This window comes from Rickettsia endosymbiont of Orchestes rusci, from assembly GCF_964030945.1.
Taxonomy (GTDB): Bacteria; Pseudomonadota; Alphaproteobacteria; order Rickettsiales; family Rickettsiaceae; genus Rickettsia.
Genome location: NZ_CAXIQG010000004.1, coordinates 772060 through 792679 on the forward strand (window position 1 = coordinate 772060; position 20620 = coordinate 792679).

The window sequence follows — 20620 nt, forward strand, 5'->3', positions numbered from 1 at the left end:
TACGAATTTGACAACGCATCTCAAGGGTTTTGAGTTTTGTTTCACGGCACGGATATCATAGTTCTACCGTCAAAATGCTAAGGATACAATGGATAATATCTTAAACTAAATATAAGCTATAGTTGATCTTTGCAGGAATAGCTAGCATCGCAACGACTTCGTTATAATAACCCCACCATAAGCAAAAACAATATTCTTAAAACCAGTATCTTGCCGGCACAGATACAACACCGGGGATTGAAAGTTGAATTACAACTAACCCATTCTAATAAAAGGCTTTATCTTTGGAAATTTTTATCCTATTTTTCTATAAAGGAATAGAGAAAACAGTTGTTGCATGGCTCGATAAAGTAGCAGTATGTCATTCCCGCGCAGGCGGGAATCCAGAAAAAATACTTTTAAGTCATCCTGAATTTATTTCAGGATATACAAAGAGATGCTGAAACAAGTTCAGCATGACAAAGAAAAGCCTGGATTCCCGCCTTCGCGGGAAGGCGTTGTTGCGTGGATCAGAAAATAGTGATTTGACCATTTTTGCAAAGCGATCCGGTGTCATGCCGAGGCCCCTACCACGGCATCCAGTCTTTTTATTAAGGTTTTTCCGGATACCGTGGGAGGGGCCTCGGTATGACACCGTACTTGTAATAATCATAATACGGTAATTATGATCCACGCAACAATGCTACGCGGGAATGACATAAAAACATCTATGCAACAAAGTCAGGAATGGGAGCAAATGACGGTATCGGTATCAGCAAAACAAGAACCTGAATCAAAAGGAGTCATACCGTTTGTAACGGAAGTGGCTCGTTACTTCATGGACTTTTTGGAAACCGATTTTCATAAAGTTAAAAACCCTAAACGTCATATCCAGCATCGTAACAGCAATAACCTGCAAATTTGTATAAACCTTAACAAATACAAAAAATACACCTCACTAGTGTGGAAAGTCATTAGACAGGGCTTTGAAGATGGAGTTCCGGGCGAGCTTAAGCGTGGCGTACATACCACCGCTATTCCTCAATCTATCCTGCAGCTAGTACAAGACCAAATAGCTGCGATTAAGTCTGAAGAAGTTGAGAAGGTTATAAAACTATTCTACAATGAAATAGACTTAGGGATATCCAAAAACCCTAACAATACCACCGCTGCCATAACCTGTGCGCTTGATGGCATTGCCCGCGTCATTCGTGAAAAATTCCTTGCCTCATTCGTGGATAAAATTCGAGAGCCGTTAGATAAAATCCGCACGGCTACGATTGATTCCGTATCTCAAATCGAAGAAGAACTCACTGACATTTTAATAGGCTCACTGGAAGATGCGGTTTCTTCGATCATCAACCAAATTAGCTTAGGAAAAGAGATCGAGACCGAGCAATCGCTAGAGCAGGTTTTTGAACTTAAGGACGTACAAAATAAGTTAGAAAGCTTTTTTAAGGGTTTTGCTGCCGGCGACTTATTTTTTGAAATTTCCGAACTGGTCAATAATAAGAGCCTTATGGAAAAGCAGGAATTTTACTTATATTTCTGCGACATCAGCTATAACAACAAAACTTACCCGCTATTTTATATTCCCATTCAGATACAGAAAAGCACGGAATGTTTTACCTTTAGTTTTGATTCTCTCTTATATGTGAACAAAAAGGCAATGCAATTCATAGTGCAGAATTACAACGTTGCGGCTGAACGTAAAGGCTCTCTGGATGCATTTGTTGAGCGCATTATTTACCTTGCTGAAAAGCGCCGACATCTGGTGAAAGAAATTGACTCGGCACTTAAGGAAGCAATCAACTATTTTGGTCTAACTCCTTACATTGATATTAACAAGCCGGAACGCCAAGTTGCTAAGGGGCAAGGCTTGCAGATTACAAACGACTGCTATCTCGGTGTGTTTGATAAATCAGACGAATCCTTAGTAAATGATTATGAAGACATTTTGCAAAAGCTACAGGGCGGTGATAATTTTTTAGCTGAAGCCTTTCAATCGATGGTGGATGATTTTATTACAAACAACCCTGTTTCGGTGATAGCAGAAACTGAACATGATTGGGATAATACTAAGGTGAGCGAAAAGCTGGTTTACGCTAGTCCCGTACCGCTGAATGAAGAGCAAAGGCAGATTCTCAGCGCTCTAAATAAAAAGCACTGTAAATACATCACTGTGGAAGGTCCGCCGGGTACGGGTAAAAGTCATACTATTACGGCGATAGTATGCAATGCCATCCTTAAAAATCAGTCCGTTTTGGTGCTTTCCGATAAGAAAGAAGCGCTGGACGTAGTGGAAGATAAAATCACGGAAACCATGAATAAAGTGAGGTTAGATAACCAGTTTCAAAATCCTATTTTGCGGCTTGGACGGGGAGGCAATACCTACTCAAAAATTCTTTCCACTACCTCAATGGAGCACATCAAGGAGCATTATAAAGCGGTTAGGAACGAATACAAAAAACTTGAAACCAATATTGAGCAATCAGTATCGAACCTGAAAAATCAGATCGGCAACACCGTTACCGCTTACGAAAAAATCAAGCTGAACGAAATTGCTGAATTCATCAAACTAGAAAACCGGATTACCGAAGCAGAAAACTTGCCCGTGGAGCTGATGGAATTACACGGTGACCGGTTTTTGGCAGATAATTTAGTTAATCTTCGAGTAGAAATGCTGAAATTGAAGGATAAGCTTAACGACTCACAAAGTAAACTGACGAACCTTTTTAAGAATTTTTACCCTAGTGATAGAAGCGTAACCGCATTCCGGCATTTCATTACCTTCATGGCTATTGTTGATGATTTACGCATTAAGGCAAATAGCCAACTGGAGCATGTTGCTAAAATCCGCAATCCTTCTGCTGATGGGTTAGCCGCTTTGGAAAACTACATAACGAAATGCGAGCAGCTTAAAGCAAGCTGGTTCGGGTTTTTATTCAAAGGAAAACAGATTGCGGCACTAAATGAGCAATTAGGCGCAAAACTGGCTAATGATTTTACCGCACCACATACGCAGTTAGAGCAGCTGAAAAGCATTGCTGAACTGTTTAGAATTAGCAAGCAGCTGAAAGAGGCACAAGAAATAGCTAGCGGCTTTGAGTTTATGCAGGATTTCAATAAAAGCGTTCACCGGTTACTTACACTCAATCTGCCTCTGACAACGGCGACTGAGCGCAAAGATTTATTAGATTCTATTTCCGATATCGTGGCACGCCTTAATCAGTATAGCAAAACTGCTGCAAATATAAATGCGAAAAGCAGCAATATTTTTAGCTTTACTGACAATACTCTTACTAAATATCCCGAAACGGAATTTAAGCAGCTAGCAAGATATCTTTACCTAAAAAATGCTCTACAAGATCACTTCAACAAAATCCCGGAACATAATTACATAGCGGAAAAGAAAACGATTGAAGAACTCATTACCACGCAGATGACCTATAAAATGGACGAGCGTGTGGTTGATTTCTTTGAAAACCACAAAAATGATGCTAAAACGCTGTCCGGCGTGATTTCTAAAAAGCAACGCTTTGATAAAACCAGTTTTGATAAGCTTAAAAAATCCTTCCCCTGCATCCTTGCCAGTATTAGGGATTTTGCCGAATATATACCGCTGGAATCGGAAATTTTTGATTTAGTGATTTTAGACGAAGCTTCACAAGTTAGTATTGCTCAAGCATTTCCGGCTCTGCTGCGCGGCAAAAAAATCGTTGTTCTCGGCGACAAAAAGCAGTTTAGCAATGTCAAATCCAACCAAGCACGTTCCGACACCAATCGAGAATATCTTAACCGCTTGCGCGATGTTTTTGTAGAAACGATTTCGGACGAATCTACTAAACTTGAACGTCTTAGTAAGTTCAATATCAAAACTTCCGTTCTCGAATTTTTTGAGCGTATCAGTAATTATAATATCATGCTTAAAAAGCATTTTCGGGGTTATCGGGAATTAATTTCTTATTCCAGTAAGTATTTTTACGGCGACAGCCTACAAGCAGTTAAAATACGCGCCACGCCGATAGAAAGCACAATCCGCTTTAGCTTTATTGAGCATGATGGACGCATTGAACTAATTGAAAATAGCAATCAGCTTGAACGCGCAGCAATTATTGCCGAAATTGAGCGTATTGCTCGGGAGGAACCTAATCGCTCGATCGGCATTATTACCCCGCACACTAACCAGCAAAAATTACTGGTGGACGCATTTTCAAAGCATCCTGATAATGAGCATTTCGTCAAGCAGCATAAGTTAAAAATTATGACGTTTGACACGTGCCAGGGGGAAGAACGTGATATTATTCTTTATTCGATGGTGGCAAGCGCCGTGTCAGATAAGCTTTGGGGCATTTTCATTAAAGATCGCAATAGCGTAGAGCTTGAAGAAGGCGGGACAATCAAATTGCAGCGTCTAAATGTAGGCTTTAGTCGTGCGAAAGAGCGCATGGATTTTTACTTGAGCAAGCCGCTTGAAGATTATACCGGCTCAATCGGTGAAGCATTACGACATTATCAAAAAACCTGTGAGGAAGCCAAGTGTCTGCCGAATTCGGAAAGCACCGATTCACGTTCACCGATGGAAAAGAAAGTGTTGCACTGGATACAGGAATCGGCATTTTTCAAAGCCAATAAATCCGTTATTGAACTACACACGCAATTTCCTCTTGGCAAATACATTAAGCAGCTAGATAAGCGCTACTCACACCCGACCTTCGTGGTGGATTTCTTACTTGTCTACCTAGATGCGGAAAGTAAGCAACACAAGATCATTATTGAATATGACGGCTTTGAATTCCACTTCCAAGATTTTTCTTCAGTGAATGAGTTTAATTATGATGAATATCACACGGAAAAGCACGTTTACCGTGAAAAAGTGCTGGAAAGTTACGGCTATAATTTCCTAAGGCTAAACCGCTTTAACGTAGGTAAAGACCCTGTGGCAACGTTGAGCCTTCGCCTAGAAGGTCTTATAAAAAAAAAGTCTGTGGTAACCAGTCAATAGTTACCGAAATTCATAAAAACATCGATGCTCTTCAAAGCGGGTGTATGAAGGAATGCCCACAATGCAAAAAGGTAAAGGAACAAGATAATTTTAGAGATGAGAAACTTCGCACCGGCTATGGTCGTTTCTGCAATAAATGTAAAGGGAGAAAAGAGTCAAAGCTTCGTGAACCGGCTCTTACGAATGTGAAATGCCCGCGCTGTAATTCTGCAATGATTGTACGAAAAAGAAAGTGGGATAAAAACAAATTTTACGGATGTTCGCGATTTCCGCTATGTAGAGGAACACGATCTTATTAGACACTGTTAACAAAGATAATTAAAATACCTTTGTTAACAGTATCTAAGATTTCTTTATCGCTGAAACAGGCATTTTCTATCTCACCAAATTACTTCATATACAGCTAAATTCATAAAGGTTTAGACAAGATGAACTTAAAGGCAAGCTTGCGCTAGCAGTTAAAAATACATGAACACAGGCGAATGTCGAAAAATTTGCTTGTATCAAGCGATCGAGATGACGCTGTACAGTTGGTTAGAGAGGACGAAGTAATAAAGCAAGTTGAGGATATACTTAAGAGCTTAAAGATTAAAGACCCTGAAATACTTAAACAAACTATGGACTATTTAAAAGATATTAACCGAGGCAGAGCTGATGAAATGAGCGGTGAAGTAAAGGCATTAAGAGAAGAACATACCAAGATTCAAAATAAGCTTGATTCGTTAGTAGATTTAGTAGCAGACGGTGTTTTAACTAGAGAGGAGTTTTTACGTAAGAAATCGCGTGAGCGTTCACGCCAATTTTAGTAAATGGCAGAAAGGGTTAATACCTTGGAGTTTAGAAGTAGCATAAAGTGACTTAATCCTTTCTAAGAATCTGTCGCCTCTTAGAGCTTATCTGTAAAGAAAAATTAAGGTATAGGGTGTAGAAAATAAAAGAAAGAAATGTTATAAAGCTAGCAAAAAGGCTAGAAAAATATGAGTTATCCGAATGATTTAAAAGACGAAGAGTGGGAAATAGTAAAGGATTATTTTGGTAGTAAGAAAAAAGGACGGAGAATAAAAGTAGATAGAAGAGCAATAGTAAATGCAATATTCTATCAGAGTCGAACCGGCTGTCAGTGGCGATATTTACCAAGAGAATATCCAAATTATAAAACAGTTAACGAGTATTATAATAAATGGAATCGTAGTGGATTATGGCAAAAAATAAATGAAGATTTGGTATCAAGATGCCGAGTTTTGAAGGGGAAAAAAACCAAAACCGACAATAGGGATAATTGATTCGCAAACAGTTAAGAATACGCAATGCAGTGAAGAAAAAGGGTATGATGCGGGCAAAAAAATCAAAGGGGTAAAATGTCATATAATAACAGATACGAATGGCTTAATACTAACAGTTAATGTGCATTCAGCAAGTGTACAGGATAGAGATGGTGCTAAAGATAGCTTAGTTAAAGCAAAGGACAAATATCCATCCATTGAAAGATTTTTTGCTGATGGAGGATATAGTGGAAATTTGCAAAATTGGTGTTTTTTGAATACAAAATCATTGTTATCTGTAGTAAAGAGAAAAGCGGAAAAATTTGAAATTCTGCCCATTAGGTGGATAGTGGAGCGTACTTTTGGTTGGTTGAACAATTTTAGAAGATTGAGTAAACATTACGAACATACTATTAAATCTGCTACTAATCAGATTTATATTGCTTTAATCCGATTGATGCTTAATAGATTAAACCCTTAATAGATATTTACAGACAAGCTCTTAGTGACCATGTAAAAAAAGAATTTTTTCGATATTTAACAAAATGCTTTATCTGTCGTTCTGCCAAGTTATTAGTTAGCTCTATTTGTGAATCATCTAAAAAGAGCCATATCATATCAAATGATTTTAATATATTATTTGCTACTCTTTGGGCTTGTAAGTATTCAGTATTAGCGATATCTTGCAAGTAATACAGCATAATCTTTTTAATTTTCTGCATTACTGCTAAATATCGAGGTTTATCTAACTTATTTTCTTTATGTAAATTATAAAGCCTAAATATCGTATCAGTTACGCAAAGAAGGTCTGAACCAATTTTAGCAAGAGAGGCATTGTGACTATGAGCGAATCTTTTAAAATCTCTACGCAAATGAGCTAAACATATTTGACGTTTGCTGCTGTCAAATATATTATAAGCTGCATATCTATCACTTATTATTTTCCCTTCATATTCAGGTAAAAAACTTTCTAATATCTTTTGTCCTCTTGAATTAGCTAGCTTAAATACCGTAAAAGCTTTGTTCGTAGCTACCCAGCACCAATGTTTACTACCTTTATTACTAGAACTTGTCTCGTCTAAATGAAGATAACTACTCTCTTCAATGTTATTCAATAATTCATTATATTTATCTTCTAACTTAACTGATATTCTGTTCTCCGTATTTGAGATCAAGCCAAGACTAATATCAAGGTTAAATATTTGGTTTAATATTGATTGTACTTCTCTCTTACTATTATTAAAGAATCCACTTAAAGAACTAATTATACTTTCAGCGTTCTTCCCTAATAATCGATAATTATCAAGTTTTGCTTTATATCTTCTATTACATAAAGAGCATACTTTCCTATACAACCTATATTCGGTAACAACCGGCTTGATAACAGGAATTTCTATTTTTTGATGTGTTCTATATTTTTCTTCTAATAACAATGAACCACCGCATTTACAAATCTCTTCATCGGGCATAATATCAACATTGATATCTGACGTCTTTATTTGATAAGCGTTATATTTATGACCTGCTTGTCCCCCGGGATTTTTATCACTCTTGGGTCTTGTCTTCTTCTCTATCCGGTATATATCTTTAGAGCTAGGAAGACCGCAGTTGCTAGAGTTTTTATTTAGCCTATCTTCCAACTCTATTAGCTTAATCTTTAATTCTTTATTTTCTTGTAAAAGCCGTTGATTGGTTACTTCTAGTAATTCTACTAGCTTTTCTAACTCTATAATTCGATCGGATAGAACATTATTCATTGATGCTGCTACTTATTCTTGTCCTATCTATTTCTATACAATTCTATAACCTTTTTCAACTCCTTATTTATTTTTTATTTATATCCGTGAACGCTCACCAAAAAAATATGCTTTTGTTTATAATAGAATATTGTAGGTTTTAAAAAATATACGAAATAGAGATAAAAGAGAGTTTTGATAGATAGAGGATAAAAAATTTGTATTGCAAGCTTGGCAGCGACTTACTCTCCCATGCCTCAGGGCATAGTACCATTAGCGCTATGAGGTTTCACGTTCGAGTTCGGGATGGGATCGTGTGTTTCACTCATGCTATAACCACCAAGCCAGCAATACAAACTTTTTAAGTGTAAGAACCGTCATTGTCGACTACTAGGAGCACAACAATGACAATTTTTTTTGCTGGGTTGTTTGTCGATAAAGCTGAAAAATTGCCTCTGGCACTGTTAACAAAGTTGATTTTAGTAATTTCATCATTATTGCTTTGCTTCTTAATTTACTCATTATAGATAGATTAAAAAATTTAGCAATAACTTACTAAAAATAATAATTTTGAGCAGTGTCTTAAAAAATTTATTTGTGAGATCGTTACCGTATACTGCTCGTATTTCGAGAATTAGATTTTATTTTGAAGGGTGAACGCACGCAGCCTATACTTAATAGGTGAGTACGTGAATCCCTGATAAAATAAAAAAATAATTCTTGAAAGAGGAGTAGTATATCATACAGAATTAACACTGTATACATGTGTAATCTCAGCAAAGTAAATCAATCGAGCTATTAGTATCAGTTAGCTACATGCGTTACCGCACTTCCACACCTGACCTATCAACGTGGTAGTCTTCCACGGCTCTAATAGGGAAGTCTAGTTTTGAGGTGGGTTTCCTGCTTAGATGCATTCAGCGGTTATCCCTTCCGTACTTAGCTACCCAGCTATGCCATTGGCATGACAACTGGTCCACCAGGGGTACGTCCACCTCGGTCCTCTCGTACTAAAGGCAGATCCTCTCAAACTTCCTACACCCACGGCAGATAGGGACCGAACTGTCTCACGACGTTCTAAACCCAGCTCACGTACCACTTTAATCGGCGAACAGCCGAACCCTTGGGACCTTCTCCAGCCCCAGGATGTGATGAGCCGACATCGAGGTGCCAAACGATTTCGTCGCTATGGACGCTTGGAAATCATCAGCCTGTTATCCCCGGAGTACCTTTTATTCGTTGAGCGATGGCCCTTCCACGCGGGACCACCGGATCACTATGACCGACTTTCGTCTCTGCTCGTCTTGTCAGACTCGCAGTCAGGCTAGCTTATGCCATTGCACTCTAAAAGTTGATTTCCGACCAACCTGAGCTAACCATCGCGCGCCTCCGTTACTCTTTGGGAGGCGACCGCCCCAGTCAAACTACCCACCATGCATTGTCTCGGATCCTGATTCAAGGATCGCGGTTAGATGTCAAGAACCAGAAGGGTGGTATCTCAAGGATGACTCCATAATGACTAGCGTCACTATTTCATAGTCTCCCACCTATCCTGCACATCTGATTCCTAACACCAGTGCAAAGCTATAGTAAAGGTTCACGGGGTCTTTCCGTCTGACCGCGGGAACTCCGCATCTTCACGGAGAATTCAATTTCGCTGAGTCGATACTGGAGACAGTGGGGAAATCGTTACGCCATTCGTGCGGGTCGGAACTTACCCGACAAGGAATTTCGCTACCTTAGGACCGTCATAGTTACGGCCGCCGTTCACTGGGACTTCAATTCAGAGCTTGCACCCCTCCTCTTAATCTTCCAGCACTGGGCAGGCGTCAGGCCCTATACGTCGTCTATTGACTTTGCAGAGCCCTGTGTTTTTAATAAACAGTCGCTACCCCCTAGTTTGTGTCACCTACAAATGGTTGCCCATCTATAGGTCATCTTTCTCCCGAAGTTACAGATGCAATTTGCCTAGTTCCTTCAGCATCGTTCTCTCAAGCGCCTTGGTATACTCTACCTGTCCACCTGTGTCGGTTTGGGGTACGGTCTTTATAGGTCTCTTACATAACTTACTTCTAAAGGTAATTTGTACGTCGATCCGGTACTTAAATCCTCACGTACGTTTAAGTACGCTGCGGTTTTGCGCTCCGTGTCTCCTTCAAATTCCTCTTTATAAGCCAAGCTATGTAAGAGACCTATGCGAGGGTGTTATTTCCTGGAAAATATTCGCTGCACAAACAATCCAATAAGTCTGCACAACTTTCTATTTTCGTCACATCCCTCAGGTTCAGGAATATTAACCTGATTCCCATCGATTACGCCTTTCAGCCTCACCTTAGGGACCGACTAAACCTGCGCAGATTAACTTTACGCAGGAACCCTTGGACTTTCGGCGAGAATGTTTCTCACATTCTTTATCGCTACTTATGTCAGCATTCTCACTTCCGATACCTCCAGCAAACCTTACGGTTCACCTTCACAGGCTTACGGAACGCTCCGCTACCACTCACGCTTAGCGTGAATCCGCATCTTCGGTACATGACTTGAGCCCCGTTACATTGTTGGCGCAAGAAAACTTATTTAGACTAGTGAGCTGTTACGCTTTCTTTAAATGATGGCTGCTTCTAAGCCAACATCCTAGTTGTTTTGGTCTTCTCACATCCTTTCACACTTAGTCATGATTTAGGGACCTTAGATGGCGGTCTGGGCTTTTTCCCTCTCGACTATGGACCTTAGCACCCATAGTCTGTCTGCCACGCTGTACTCATCGACATTCGGAGTTTGATTGAGTTTGGTAAGTCTGTAGGACCCCCTAGCTCATTCAGTGCTCTACCTTCGATGGTAATGCTATGACGCTCTACCTAAATAGATTTCGCGGAGAACCAGCTATATCCGAGTTTGATTGGCCTTTCACCCCTAACCACAGCTCATCCCCTACTTTTTCAACAGTAGTGGGTTCGGCCCTTCAGCGGATTTTACTCCACCTTCAGCCTGGCCATGGCTAGATCACCCGGTTTCGGGTCTAATTCATCTAACTAAAAACGCCCTATTCAGACTCGCTTTCGCTACGCCTACACCTAACGGCTTAAGCTTGCTAGATAAACTAAGTCGCTGACCCATTATACAAAAGGTACGCCGTCACAAGACAGATTATGTGTATAACTAATGAAAACCTAAAAATATCTTAGTCGTTTTCTAAATTTTTGTCCTCACATAGATTTACTATGCTGCGGGAAAAATTTAAAAAACTTCTAGCTATTTTTGATTTTGATTAGATATACACATAATCTAACGCTTGCTCCGACTGCTTGTAAGCATTTGGTTTCAGATACTATTTCACTCCCCTGTTAGGGGTACTTTTCACCTTTCCCTCACGGTACTTGTTCACTATCGGTCACTAGAGAGTACTTAGGCTTAGAGGGTGGTCCCCCTATTTTCAAACAGGATTTCACGTGTCCCGCCTTACTCAAGGACTTCAAACTTTTTACCTATACGGGACTATCACCCTCTATGGTCAACCTTTCCATGTTGTTTTAGTTATTTTTTTGAAGCCACTGGCCTGGTCCGCGTTCGCTCGTCACTACTAACGGAGTCTCGGTTGATGTCCTTTCCTCCGGCTACTTAGATATTTCAGTTCACCGGGTTTGCTTCACATAGCTATGTATTCACTATATGATACCTACAAAGTAGGTGGGTTGCCCCATTCGGAAATCTTCGGATCGAAGCTTATTCGCAGCTCCCCGAAGCTTATCGCAGCGTATTACGTCCTTCATCGCCTTCTAGTGCCAAGGCATTCACCAAATGCTCTTATTTTATTTACTTTTATAGCTTCCCTTTATTCGATATATACATCAAATTTTAGACTTCGCTTGTGCTCACGTACTAAGTGTACGCTGCGCAAGCTAGTTCTAAAATTTAACGCCTATATCAAATAAAGCTTTGCTATATAACTTGAGATTACACGATGTATACAGAACTAATTCTATAATTACAGTATCTACTCACGATATAAATTTTTATTTATTCGCGGTGTGTATTTAGTTTTTTTCAGCTTTATCAACTTTTTAAACAGCTAGCAAAGTTTTTGCAAACCTTGTGTGAGGATTTTTATATCTATTATTCTCTACCATGTCAAACACTATTTTAAAAATAATCTATAAAAATAAGAATTTATATTGATCAAGATAGTCAAAACGTCATTGCGAGCCGCGTAAGGCGTTGTTGCATGGCTCGATCTTACCCCGTCATTGCGAGGAGGGACGTAGTCCCAACGTGACAATCCAGGAAAAAATAGCAAAAAATGCTATGAAAATCATTATTTTCTAGATTGCCGCGCTCCATTTGATCGCTCGCAATGACGATTCCGGTAGCCACACAACAACGCCTACACCTCCTCGCAATAACGATTCCGGATATTATTCCACACAACAATGCCGCGCGGGAATGACATAAGAGAACGCTTTTATTTATCGACCCAGCCGGACAATGCCCGCTAGCACTATATTATTACTATTTCAGGACGCAGCTTTGTTGTTGATAGGATAGCTTTTTGCAGATCGCTTTAGCTTGAGCAAGACTTTTATAGTCACCCGCTAACACTAAATAGAAAAATTTACCGTCATCATATTTAACTTTTTTAGTGGTAATATCGGCATTTTTAAGAATTTTTATAAACTTCTTTTTAATGCGTTCCCCTTCTGCAATTGCCTCGGCTTCTGATTTTACTGAAGCAAGTTGTACTTTGTAACCTCCTACCTCATCATAATTTTGTGCCTTCTTGACTTTTTCGTCGTCTCGGCTAACTTTTATTATATTTAAGCCGGTTTTATTTTCTTCTATTTTAGGAGAATCGGAAATATCACTAGACATATCATTTAACGATATCAAATCAGAAATTTTATCAAGCCGAGCCATTTTCTGATCTAGACTAGAAAAATCGATTATTAAATCTTCTATTTTTTCCTTAATTTGCTTGCGAGATTCTATATTGATAGGTTTTTCCGGTTCCGGAAGAAACGTAGCATCTTTGATTAAAGTTTTTTTCGAGGTAAGATTTTCATATATTGTGCTGCCGATACCGAAAGATTTTATAGTTTCTATTTGTTGAGGTTTAATTTTCGCAGGCGAGTCATCCGGATAAATAGTAATTACCGGTTTGTTGTTATAATAGTAATGATATGTGAAATAGCCGGTAGTTAACAATATTATAACTATAATAAAAATTTTAAATAAAATATTGTTAGTCATGAGTTGAAGGGTTTTTTATTTAGGTATTGCTTGCAAAATTTTGATGTTATTCCCGCTGCCCCTTATGTCATTCCTGCGAAGGCAGGAATCCAGATTTTTTTACCTTGTCATGCTGAACTTGTTTCAGCATCTATAAAGAAATATCCTGAAATAAATTCAGGATGACTTTAAAAGTATTTTTCTGGATTCCCGCTTTTAGCTAGAATGACATCAAAAATTTGAGCCACGCAACAACGCCCCGCCTTCGCGGGAATGACATCGAAGAAGCCTTAAAAAAGTATACGTGAAGTATGTTTTTCTGCTTTGAAGTATTGGTATACGAAGATCAACTTCAAAAAGAGCAAGGAGTCTACAAAGCGAGGATCGGAGCGTATACTTAATACGTGAGAACCGGAGCTTTTGTAAGACGACGTAGCCAATTTTTGAAGTTCATCGAGTATACCTACATCCTATCCATAGGCTCTACCCCTATAACTTCTAAACCGCTAGCTATAATTTTTTGAATAGATTTAGCCAGTGCCAGCCGAGCGCTAGTTAGTTCTTTATTACTTTCAATTACAAATCTATAATCATTATTTTCTTTACCGAAATTCCATAAAGTATGAAATCTAGAAGCCAAATTTATTAAATAAAACGCTATACGATGCGGTTCAAAATATTTTGCGGCACTTTCGAGCGTCTTCGGCCAGGATGCAAGAAGCTTAATTATTTCTATTTCCTCTTCCGAAGAAAGCAACGATAAATCATATTCATTAGCTTTAAAATTATCATAAGCTTCGGGCATCATCTCTTTAGCTTTCGATAATATCGAAATCGTTCGTACATAAGCATATTGTACGTAAAATATAGGATTCTCTTTTGACTGCTCCTTTACTTTTATCAGATCAAAATCAATGGTAGCGTCATTCCTACGTGTTAGCATCATGAATCTTATTATATCTTTTCCTACTGCCCTATTCACGTCTCTAACACTGGTAAAATTACCTAAACGTTTCGACATTTTTATCGGCACGTTATTTTCGACGAAATTTACTAGCTGACAGATTTTTACGTCAACTTTAACTTTATCGCATCCTAAAGCTTTTACCACGGCTTCAATTCTTTTGACGTAACCGCTATGATCAGCGCCGAGTACGTAAATCAAGTGATTAGCTCCTCGGTCTATTTTATCCTTAGCATAAGCAAGATCGGCAGCAAAATATGACCAAGTACCGTCAGCTTTTTCTATAGGTCGATCCTGATTATCGCCGAACTCAGTAGATTTAAATAATTTTTGCGTTCTATTTTCCCATTCTTCATGAATTTTGCCCTTAGGAGCCGGCAATTCTCCTTCATAAATTAACCCCATATCGGTTAATAACTTAACGATCTCGTCTATTTTACCGTTATCATGCAATAATTGTTCCGAAAAAAACACGTCATGTTTAATGCCGAGTTCTTTTAAATCTTCCTTATTTAACAGCAACATTTCCTGCACGGCAAAATTTTTAACTAGCTTAAATTTTTGCGCCTCATCCATGGTAAGTAATTTATCGCCATATTCTTTTGCCAGCTTTTGACCGAGGGGAATTAAATACTCTCCCGGATATAACCCTTCAGCTATTTGAATTTCTTCGCCCAAAGCTTCTTTGTAACGCAATATCACGGTACTAACCAAGTCATCTATTTGCGAGCCGGCATCATTAACGTAATATTCTTTTGTAATGTTATATCCGACTTTTTGTAAAATCCCGGCAAGCGCATCACCGTATACCGCACCCCTTGCATGACCTATATGCATAGGACCGGTAGGATTTGCCGAAACATATTCGATATTAATATTTTTGTTATCGGCAATATCAATTGCAAAAAACTTTTCTTCATTTTGCAAGATGTCTTTAATAGCACTATGCCAATTTTCGGCTTTAATAGTAAAATTAATAAAGCCCGGACCGGCTATTTCTATACTAGCAATATAAGGCAGCGATATAAGGATTTCTTTAAATTTTATTGCTACTTCGCGAGGGGAAATATTTTCGTTAGCGGCAATAATCATTGCTATATTACTTGATAAATCACCGTTAAAATTATCCTTAGGAATCTCAATATTAGCAATTTTCGATATATCGTGATTGCTATATATCCGCTCACCTGCAGTAATTATGTCGCGTTTTAATTGGTTAAATATATTCATAAGTCAAAATTGGCATAAATCAAATATTGTTAAAATTTACCGAGCAAAGCTCGTTATACTCTTGGATCGCAAAGCGATCAGTCATACCGGCGATATAATCCGCAACTATTCTGGCTTTAGATTTAGTATCTTCCGATTTTATTAATTCTTTCCAACTAAAAGGTAATAAATTGATATCATCCATATACACCTTAAACAAGCCTTCCACGATTTTATGACATTTACGGCTAATCGCCGTAATCCTATTATTTCTATAAACTTTCTGAAATAAAAATTGTTTGATTTCACTAATACGCTCCTTGGCATTATCGGTAAAATCAACTATTTGATAATTTAAGTTACGTATTTCGTCAACGCTTTTGATTTGCTCTTTATTTAAATTATCTTTTGTTTGCCCTAATAAATCGGTAATTAATTCATTCATCAGTCTGCGGACTATTTCATATATTAAACACGAAGAATTTATATCTTTAAATTTAGCCTTGAGTTCAAAAATATGTTGATCAAGATGTTTGAGTTCCGCTAAATGGTTAAAATCAATAATTTTCGCTCCGATACTATCTTCTAAATCATGAGAAATATAACTAATATCATCGGCAAGGGAAGCTACTTGCGCTTCTGCGGTTGCATAAGTTCCAAGACGTAAGTCATTTTCTTTATTATATTCTGCTATATATTCATTTATATTATTTATTAATGGCCCGTTATGCTTAACAATTCCTTCTAAAACTTCCCAAGTTAGATTTACTCCTTTATAAGTAGCATATCTTTTTTCTAGCATTGTTAAAATTTTTAGAGATTGCGCATTATGGGAAAAACCGCCATATTCCTTCATACATTCGTTCAAAGCAATCTCTCCTGCATGACCGAAAGGCGTATGCCCAAGATCGTGAGCAAGTGCGATCGCTTCCGCCAAATCACTTGACAAATTCAAAGTATTCGCTATTGATCTTGCAACCGTTGCAACTTCTAAAGAATGGGTTAACCTATTTCTATAGTGATCCCCTTCATGATTTATAAAAACTTGAGTTTTATATTGTAAACGCCTGAAAGCATTGGTATGAATGATGCGATCACGATCACGTTCAAACTCATTCCTATAAGACGTCGGAGATTCAGGGTATAACCTACCCTTACTTTTCAACGGATCACAAGCGTATGAAGCAAGCATTTTGCCCTCCATCTTGAAAGAACTGTTAAATTAGTGTATATATACTCATAAATGAAAGATTGAAGTGTCACCCCGTGACTTGATCACGGGGTCCAGAAAAGTTAAGTACTGGATACCGTGGTCAAGCCCACTACTGTACGAACGTTGAAAAAAGGCTGTGTCATGCCGTGACTTGATCACGGCATCCAGGAAAATAAAGCCATATTAGACTTATTTTAGAATCTTTTTATGATATTATAAGCTGGATTCCGTGGTCGTAGCCACGGAATGACAGAATTTTTACCTCTTTATTTAAACGTTCGTACAGTAGTGGGTCAAGCCACGGTATGACAGTTTTTCAAGTTAACCGAGTATAACATGCATACACTATATAATCTAAATAGATTTTTACAAGAGTATTTTAGTGACCATAACAATAACCGATAACGCTTTTAATCGAGTTCACGAATTAATTAAGCTAGAGCAAAATGAAAATTTAGCTCTCCGAGTTTCTGTTGATAGCGGCGGCTGTTCCGGACTTATGTATAATTATGAACTTGTGGAAAAGGCAACTATTGAGGAAGATGATTATATTGCTACCAAAAACGGCGCTATGATCGTTATTGATCCGATATCTAAAAAAATTATAGCCGAGTGTATTTTAGATTTTATAGAGGAACTCGGCAGTTCATATTTTAACGTTAGCAACCCAAACGCTAAAGCAAAATGCGGATGCGGTAATTCATTCGCGGTATAAGTTATATTCAAAATACTCAATGTCATTCTAGCTAAAGGCGGGGCATTGTTGCATGGCTCGAAAGTAGGAATACTCTACTGTTCAAAATAACCAAACAGGAAATTTTTTGGATAATTCAATAAAAATATTAGGCATTGAATCAAGTTGCGATGATACGGCAGTAGCAATAGTTACCTCGGATCATAAAATTCTTGCTAATATAGTTATCTCGCAGAATAAAGAACATGAAGCTTTTCAAGGAGTAGTGCCGGAGATTGCCGCAAGATCGCATTTAGCTAATTTGGAAAAAGCAACGAGGCAGGTATTAGATGAGAGCAAACTTACATTAGCAGAACTTAACGCCATTGCCGCAACTTCCGGTCCCGGATTAATAGGCGGCGTTATAGTGGGGTCAATGTTCGGCAAAGCTCTTGCAACCGTTTTAAAAAAACCTTTTATTGCAATTAATCATTTAGAAGGTCACGCTCTGACCGCTCGGCTAACCCACCGCGTAAAATATCCTTATTTGCTCTTGTTAGTTTCAGGAGGACATTGTCAATTTGCGGCAGTTAGGGCTTTAGGTAAATATAAAATTCTAGGGCAAACTATCGACGACGCGGTCGGTGAAGCATTTGACAAGGTCGCTAAGATGCTAGGGCTTCCCTTTCCCGGAGGAGCGGAAATTGAAAAAAGGGCAAAATCCGGCGATCCGTATAAATATGTTTTACCGAAGCCGATTATTAATAGCGGTGATTGTAATATGTCTTTTTCCGGTCTTAAAACCGCTGTGCGTTCATTAATAATAAAGCTTAAAAAGATAGGGGAAACGGAAATTAACGACATAGCCGCCAGCTTTCAATATACGATCGGAGAAATCCTTACTATAAAAACCTTAGAAGCTATCAAAGTATATGAGAAAATTATTGCCGAGTACTCATTATACTCAAATGATCTTTCAAATTGGAACATAAAACAAGGGGTGAGCGAGCGCAGCCTAGATAAACTAGGTGAGTACGTGAATTCCCCGAAGTTTTACGGAGCCGATTTGGAAGAGCAGAAGAGTATAGTAATTGCCGGCGGAGTTGCCGCTAACGGGTATTTACGCACACTACTCACAAAGCAGCTAGCAGAGTACGGTTACCAGCTTATAGCCCCCCCTACTCAGCTATGTACCGATAATGCGGCAATGATTGCTTACGCCGGCCTTGAGCGTTTTAATAATAACTTATTCAGTCCTTTAAATTTCTGTCCAAGAGCAAGATGGAGTTTGGAGGATTTGTAGTGCTAATATACTTTTCTTAGCTTAGTTAATTGCTTCTATTCTTTTCTATTATTTATTATTTATTTTTTACCTTATTACACTTAATTATGAAAATGGTTAATAAAGATTTCAGGATGTTTAGATGCTATTTTTAATAAGGATATAGCAGGACCTCTAGGTTTACGCCTTCCTTGTTCCCATTCCTGTAACGTTCGGACACTAATTCCCATAAGAACAGCAAAATCTGTTTGAGAAAGGTGCAAATGTTTTCTAATATCTATTATATCATCTCTTGTTTCTATTTTTTTTACATTTCCCTTTCCTATTTTTATATCTTGAATAGATTGTAAAATTTCTGCTCCAATATTTCTCTTTGCTTTCATAAATCTAATTCCTCTTTAATTTTCTTTAAAACAGAAGCCGGTATGTTATCAGCTTCATTTTTTGCATAAATAGTTAACAACCAAATTTGTTCTTCTTTATTTTTATAGTAATAAATAATACGAACGCCGCTACATTATTACGTCACTGACGTATAAAGTCAAATATTATTTTTAATTACTTCTATTTTCTATTTTTTGAAATACTTTAATCGTTTTGTTTATTTTTTTCAGGGATTCTTTAGCTAGGTTCTGTGAACAAAATTTAAATTAATCTATTTTATTTTTAACTACAAATTATAAGATTTTTTTGAAATAGGAGTAGCTCTTCCGGCAAAAATCTTATTAATTTTCGTATAAAAATACCTTAAAATATAAATAATTTAAATTTTGTTCACAGAACCTAGCTTTTAAGTAATTCTATTAATTTTTCTTCCTAGGAAAACAAAAAGCTCTGGTACTATCTTGGTTAATAAACTCAATAATTTGCTGCACGATGGAGTTGTTTTTATATTTCTCCGAGACTTTTTTAACTCTATCGGTAAATATTCCTTCACCGGAAAAAATTTCTTCAAGTGCTTTTATTGCTCTTAAAGTTTCTTCTTTTTCAAAACCCCGTCTTTTCATTCCAACTAAATTCATGCCTTCAAGCGTTGCTCTTTCACTGCTAGCAAGCCCGAAAGGTATTAAATCCTCAACTACCGCCGATATGCCCCCTATCATCGAATGCGCACCGATTCGCACATGCTGAAGAACTGCAGAAAGCCCGCCGATTATTGCATAATCACCGACCTTAACATGCCCGGCTAAACTTACGTAATTCGCAAATACCACATTATTACCGACTCGGCAATCATGACCGATATGAACACCTACCATAAACAAACAATTATCGCCTACCGATGTGACCATTCCCCCGTCTTTACTACCCGCCTGGATAGTGACATACTCACGAATAACATTATTAACGCCTATAATTGTTTCTGATTTTTCTTGGGCATATTTTAAAATTTGAGGAGGTTGACCGAGAGATGCAAAAGGGTAAATAACCGTATTTGCACCGATTTTAGTTATCCCTTCAATCACTATATGAGATTTTAATTCTACATTATCGGCAAGCATTACTTCCGGTCCGACAATACAGTAAGGACCGATTTTTACATTCTTACCAAGAGATGCTGTTTTAGCGACTATTGCGGTAGGATGTATATTAGATATTACCACTACTAACCTATTTTAAGAGTTATAACGCCCCAAAATGTCATTCCCGCCTTCGCTCATGAGTGTCAATTTAAGGAGCAAAAACGTAAGCCGTCATTGCGAGAAGGCATTGTTGCATGGCTCGAAAACTCTACGTCATTGCGAGCCGCTGCAAGCGGCGCGGCAATCCAGGCTATCCCGAATGTAATGAGGGATTTAATTAGAATGCTAAACTAGTTTAGCATAAAAATATGTTTATACTTGATTGCCGCGTCGGCACGATGTGCCTCCTCGCAATGACGGTATTTTTTGCAACGCTTTTGATCCACGCGGGCATTGCCACAGGCGTTATTGCATGGCTCTAAAAAAGTGCCGTATGTTATTCCCGCGCAGGCGGGAATCTAGAAAAAATACTAAAAATAAACAAACTTATATAAAAATTTACTATATAATTCGCTTAAATACTTTTCTGGATTCCCGCCTTTAGCTAAAAT

Annotated in this window: 20 protein-coding genes and 2 rRNA genes; 10 read left to right on the forward strand and 12 right to left on the reverse strand. The window is 38.1% G+C overall.

The window, feature by feature from the left end:
* Nucleotides 1-284 precede the first annotated feature (284 nt).
* The gene (locus AAHM91_RS07990) at nt 285-443 is read left to right on the forward strand and encodes a hypothetical protein (RefSeq protein WP_342270443.1); all 159 of its coding nucleotides are present in this window, start codon (nt 285-287) and stop codon (nt 441-443) included.
* Here the strand turns inward: AAHM91_RS07990 and AAHM91_RS07995 are convergent.
* Nucleotides 404-673 carry a hypothetical protein gene (locus AAHM91_RS07995; RefSeq protein WP_342270444.1) on the reverse strand — a complete coding sequence of 90 codons (270 nt, stop codon included), beginning with the start codon at nt 671-673 and terminating at the stop codon, nt 404-406. The two genes, AAHM91_RS07990 and AAHM91_RS07995, sit on opposite strands and share 40 nt — an antisense overlap.
* Nucleotides 674-709: 36 nt before the next feature.
* Between AAHM91_RS07995 and AAHM91_RS08000 the strand changes: the two genes are divergently transcribed.
* The 5 genes from AAHM91_RS08000 to AAHM91_RS08015 all read left to right on the forward strand — a co-directional run bounded on the left by AAHM91_RS08000 (nt 710) and on the right by AAHM91_RS08015 (nt 6727).
* Nucleotides 710-4984, forward strand: a complete 4275-nt coding sequence (locus AAHM91_RS08000; protein ID WP_342270445.1) for an AAA domain-containing protein — start codon at nt 710-712, stop codon at nt 4982-4984.
* Between the two features lie 44 nt (nt 4985-5028).
* Nucleotides 5029-5283, forward strand: a complete 255-nt coding sequence (locus tag AAHM91_RS10965) for a topoisomerase DNA-binding C4 zinc finger domain-containing protein (RefSeq protein WP_410525869.1) — start codon at nt 5029-5031, stop codon at nt 5281-5283.
* Nucleotides 5284-5466: 183 nt separating this feature from the next.
* A complete protein-coding gene (locus AAHM91_RS08005; protein WP_342270446.1) occupies nt 5467-5790 on the forward strand; it encodes a hypothetical protein in 324 nt (107 codons plus the stop codon).
* Nucleotides 5791-5961: 171 nt separating this feature from the next.
* On the forward strand, nt 5962-6267 hold the full coding sequence (locus tag AAHM91_RS08010) for a transposase (protein WP_342270447.1): 306 nt from the start codon (nt 5962-5964) through the stop codon (nt 6265-6267).
* The gene (locus AAHM91_RS08015) at nt 6263-6727 is read left to right on the forward strand and encodes an IS5 family transposase (protein ID WP_342270756.1); all 465 of its coding nucleotides are present in this window, start codon (nt 6263-6265) and stop codon (nt 6725-6727) included. The genes AAHM91_RS08010 and AAHM91_RS08015 overlap by 5 nt, the downstream gene beginning before the upstream one ends.
* Nucleotides 6728-6734: 7 nt before the next feature.
* On the opposite strand, the gene tnpC is transcribed toward AAHM91_RS08015, so the two are convergent.
* The 6 genes from tnpC to AAHM91_RS08045 all read right to left on the reverse strand — a co-directional run bounded on the left by tnpC (nt 6735) and on the right by AAHM91_RS08045 (nt 13226).
* On the reverse strand, nt 6735-8003 hold the full coding sequence (gene tnpC, locus AAHM91_RS08020) for an IS66 family transposase (protein WP_342270448.1): 1269 nt from the start codon (nt 8001-8003) through the stop codon (nt 6735-6737).
* Between the two features lie 208 nt (nt 8004-8211).
* Nucleotides 8212-8326: ribosomal RNA gene (gene rrf, locus AAHM91_RS08025) — 5S ribosomal RNA — on the reverse strand.
* A gap of 433 nt (nt 8327-8759) precedes the next feature.
* Nucleotides 8760-11801, reverse strand: a 23S ribosomal RNA gene (locus AAHM91_RS08030).
* Nucleotides 11802-12117: 316 nt separating this feature from the next.
* Entirely contained in the window at nt 12118-12258 is a 141-nt protein-coding gene (locus AAHM91_RS08035; RefSeq protein WP_342270449.1) for a hypothetical protein, read from the reverse strand.
* On the reverse strand, nt 12216-12353 hold the full coding sequence (locus AAHM91_RS08040) for a hypothetical protein (RefSeq protein WP_342270450.1): 138 nt from the start codon (nt 12351-12353) through the stop codon (nt 12216-12218). The genes AAHM91_RS08035 and AAHM91_RS08040 overlap by 43 nt, the downstream gene beginning before the upstream one ends.
* A 135-nt stretch (nt 12354-12488) precedes the next feature.
* The gene (locus AAHM91_RS08045) at nt 12489-13226 is read right to left on the reverse strand and encodes an SPOR domain-containing protein (protein WP_253307973.1); all 738 of its coding nucleotides are present in this window, start codon (nt 13224-13226) and stop codon (nt 12489-12491) included.
* Nucleotides 13227-13256: 30 nt separating this feature from the next.
* On the opposite strand from AAHM91_RS08045, the gene AAHM91_RS08050 reads away from it, so the two are divergent.
* Nucleotides 13257-13391: a hypothetical protein gene (locus AAHM91_RS08050; RefSeq protein ID WP_342270451.1), complete on the forward strand. Its 135-nt coding sequence runs from the start codon at nt 13257-13259 to the stop codon at nt 13389-13391.
* Between the two features lie 277 nt (nt 13392-13668).
* On the opposite strand, the gene argS is transcribed toward AAHM91_RS08050, so the two are convergent.
* From argS to AAHM91_RS08065, 3 genes are read right to left on the reverse strand one after another with little or no spacing between them, the layout of a single operon-like run.
* A complete protein-coding gene (gene argS / locus AAHM91_RS08055) occupies nt 13669-15399 on the reverse strand; it encodes an arginine--tRNA ligase (RefSeq protein ID WP_342270452.1) in 1731 nt (576 codons plus the stop codon).
* Between the two features lie 19 nt (nt 15400-15418).
* Nucleotides 15419-16570, reverse strand: a complete 1152-nt coding sequence (locus tag AAHM91_RS08060; RefSeq protein WP_253307975.1) for a deoxyguanosinetriphosphate triphosphohydrolase — start codon at nt 16568-16570, stop codon at nt 15419-15421.
* A gap of 45 nt (nt 16571-16615) precedes the next feature.
* Complete coding sequence (locus AAHM91_RS08065; protein ID WP_342270453.1) at nt 16616-16750, reverse strand: hypothetical protein; 135 nt, start codon at nt 16748-16750, stop codon at nt 16616-16618.
* Between the two features lie 223 nt (nt 16751-16973).
* On the opposite strand from AAHM91_RS08065, the gene AAHM91_RS08070 reads away from it, so the two are divergent.
* Nucleotides 16974-17306, forward strand: coding sequence for an iron-sulfur cluster assembly accessory protein (locus AAHM91_RS08070; RefSeq protein ID WP_253307976.1), 333 nt, complete (start codon nt 16974-16976; stop codon nt 17304-17306).
* A gap of 118 nt (nt 17307-17424) precedes the next feature.
* A complete protein-coding gene (gene tsaD / locus AAHM91_RS08075) occupies nt 17425-18567 on the forward strand; it encodes a tRNA (adenosine(37)-N6)-threonylcarbamoyltransferase complex transferase subunit TsaD (protein WP_342270757.1) in 1143 nt (380 codons plus the stop codon).
* Between the two features lie 80 nt (nt 18568-18647).
* Here the strand turns inward: tsaD and AAHM91_RS08080 are convergent, their stop codons facing one another.
* Both AAHM91_RS08080 and lpxA read right to left on the reverse strand, forming a co-directional pair.
* Entirely contained in the window at nt 18648-18929 is a 282-nt protein-coding gene (locus AAHM91_RS08080) for a helix-turn-helix domain-containing protein (RefSeq protein ID WP_341793733.1), read from the reverse strand.
* 420 nt (nt 18930-19349) lie between these two features.
* Nucleotides 19350-20150, reverse strand: coding sequence for an acyl-ACP--UDP-N-acetylglucosamine O-acyltransferase (lpxA, locus tag AAHM91_RS08085; protein WP_253307979.1), 801 nt, complete (start codon nt 20148-20150; stop codon nt 19350-19352).
* 331 nt (nt 20151-20481) lie between these two features.
* Between lpxA and AAHM91_RS08090 the strand changes: the two genes are divergently transcribed.
* Nucleotides 20482-20613, forward strand: a complete 132-nt coding sequence (locus AAHM91_RS08090) for a hypothetical protein (protein ID WP_342270454.1) — start codon at nt 20482-20484, stop codon at nt 20611-20613.
* The last annotated feature ends 7 nt before the right edge of the window (nt 20614-20620 follow it).

Coding starts and splice junctions, on each gene's coding strand:
- tnpC (WP_342270448.1), bottom strand. CDS start 8,003: ATGAATAATGTTCTATCCGATCGAATTATAGAGTTAGAAAAGCTAGTA.
- AAHM91_RS08000 (WP_342270445.1), top strand. CDS start 710: ATGCAACAAAGTCAGGAATGGGAGCAAATGACGGTATCGGTATCAGCA.
- AAHM91_RS08010 (WP_342270447.1), top strand. CDS start 5,962: ATGAGTTATCCGAATGATTTAAAAGACGAAGAGTGGGAAATAGTAAAG.
- AAHM91_RS08060 (WP_253307975.1), bottom strand. CDS start 16,570: ATGCTTGCTTCATACGCTTGTGATCCGTTGAAAAGTAAGGGTAGGTTA.
- argS (WP_342270452.1), bottom strand. CDS start 15,399: ATGAATATATTTAACCAATTAAAACGCGACATAATTACTGCAGGTGAG.
- AAHM91_RS08045 (WP_253307973.1), bottom strand. CDS start 13,226: ATGACTAACAATATTTTATTTAAAATTTTTATTATAGTTATAATATTG.
- AAHM91_RS08090 (WP_342270454.1), top strand. CDS start 20,482: ATGGCTCTAAAAAAGTGCCGTATGTTATTCCCGCGCAGGCGGGAATCT.
- AAHM91_RS08080 (WP_341793733.1), bottom strand. CDS start 18,929: ATGAAAGCAAAGAGAAATATTGGAGCAGAAATTTTACAATCTATTCAA.
- AAHM91_RS10965 (WP_410525869.1), top strand. CDS start 5,029: ATGAAGGAATGCCCACAATGCAAAAAGGTAAAGGAACAAGATAATTTT.
- AAHM91_RS08005 (WP_342270446.1), top strand. CDS start 5,467: ATGTCGAAAAATTTGCTTGTATCAAGCGATCGAGATGACGCTGTACAG.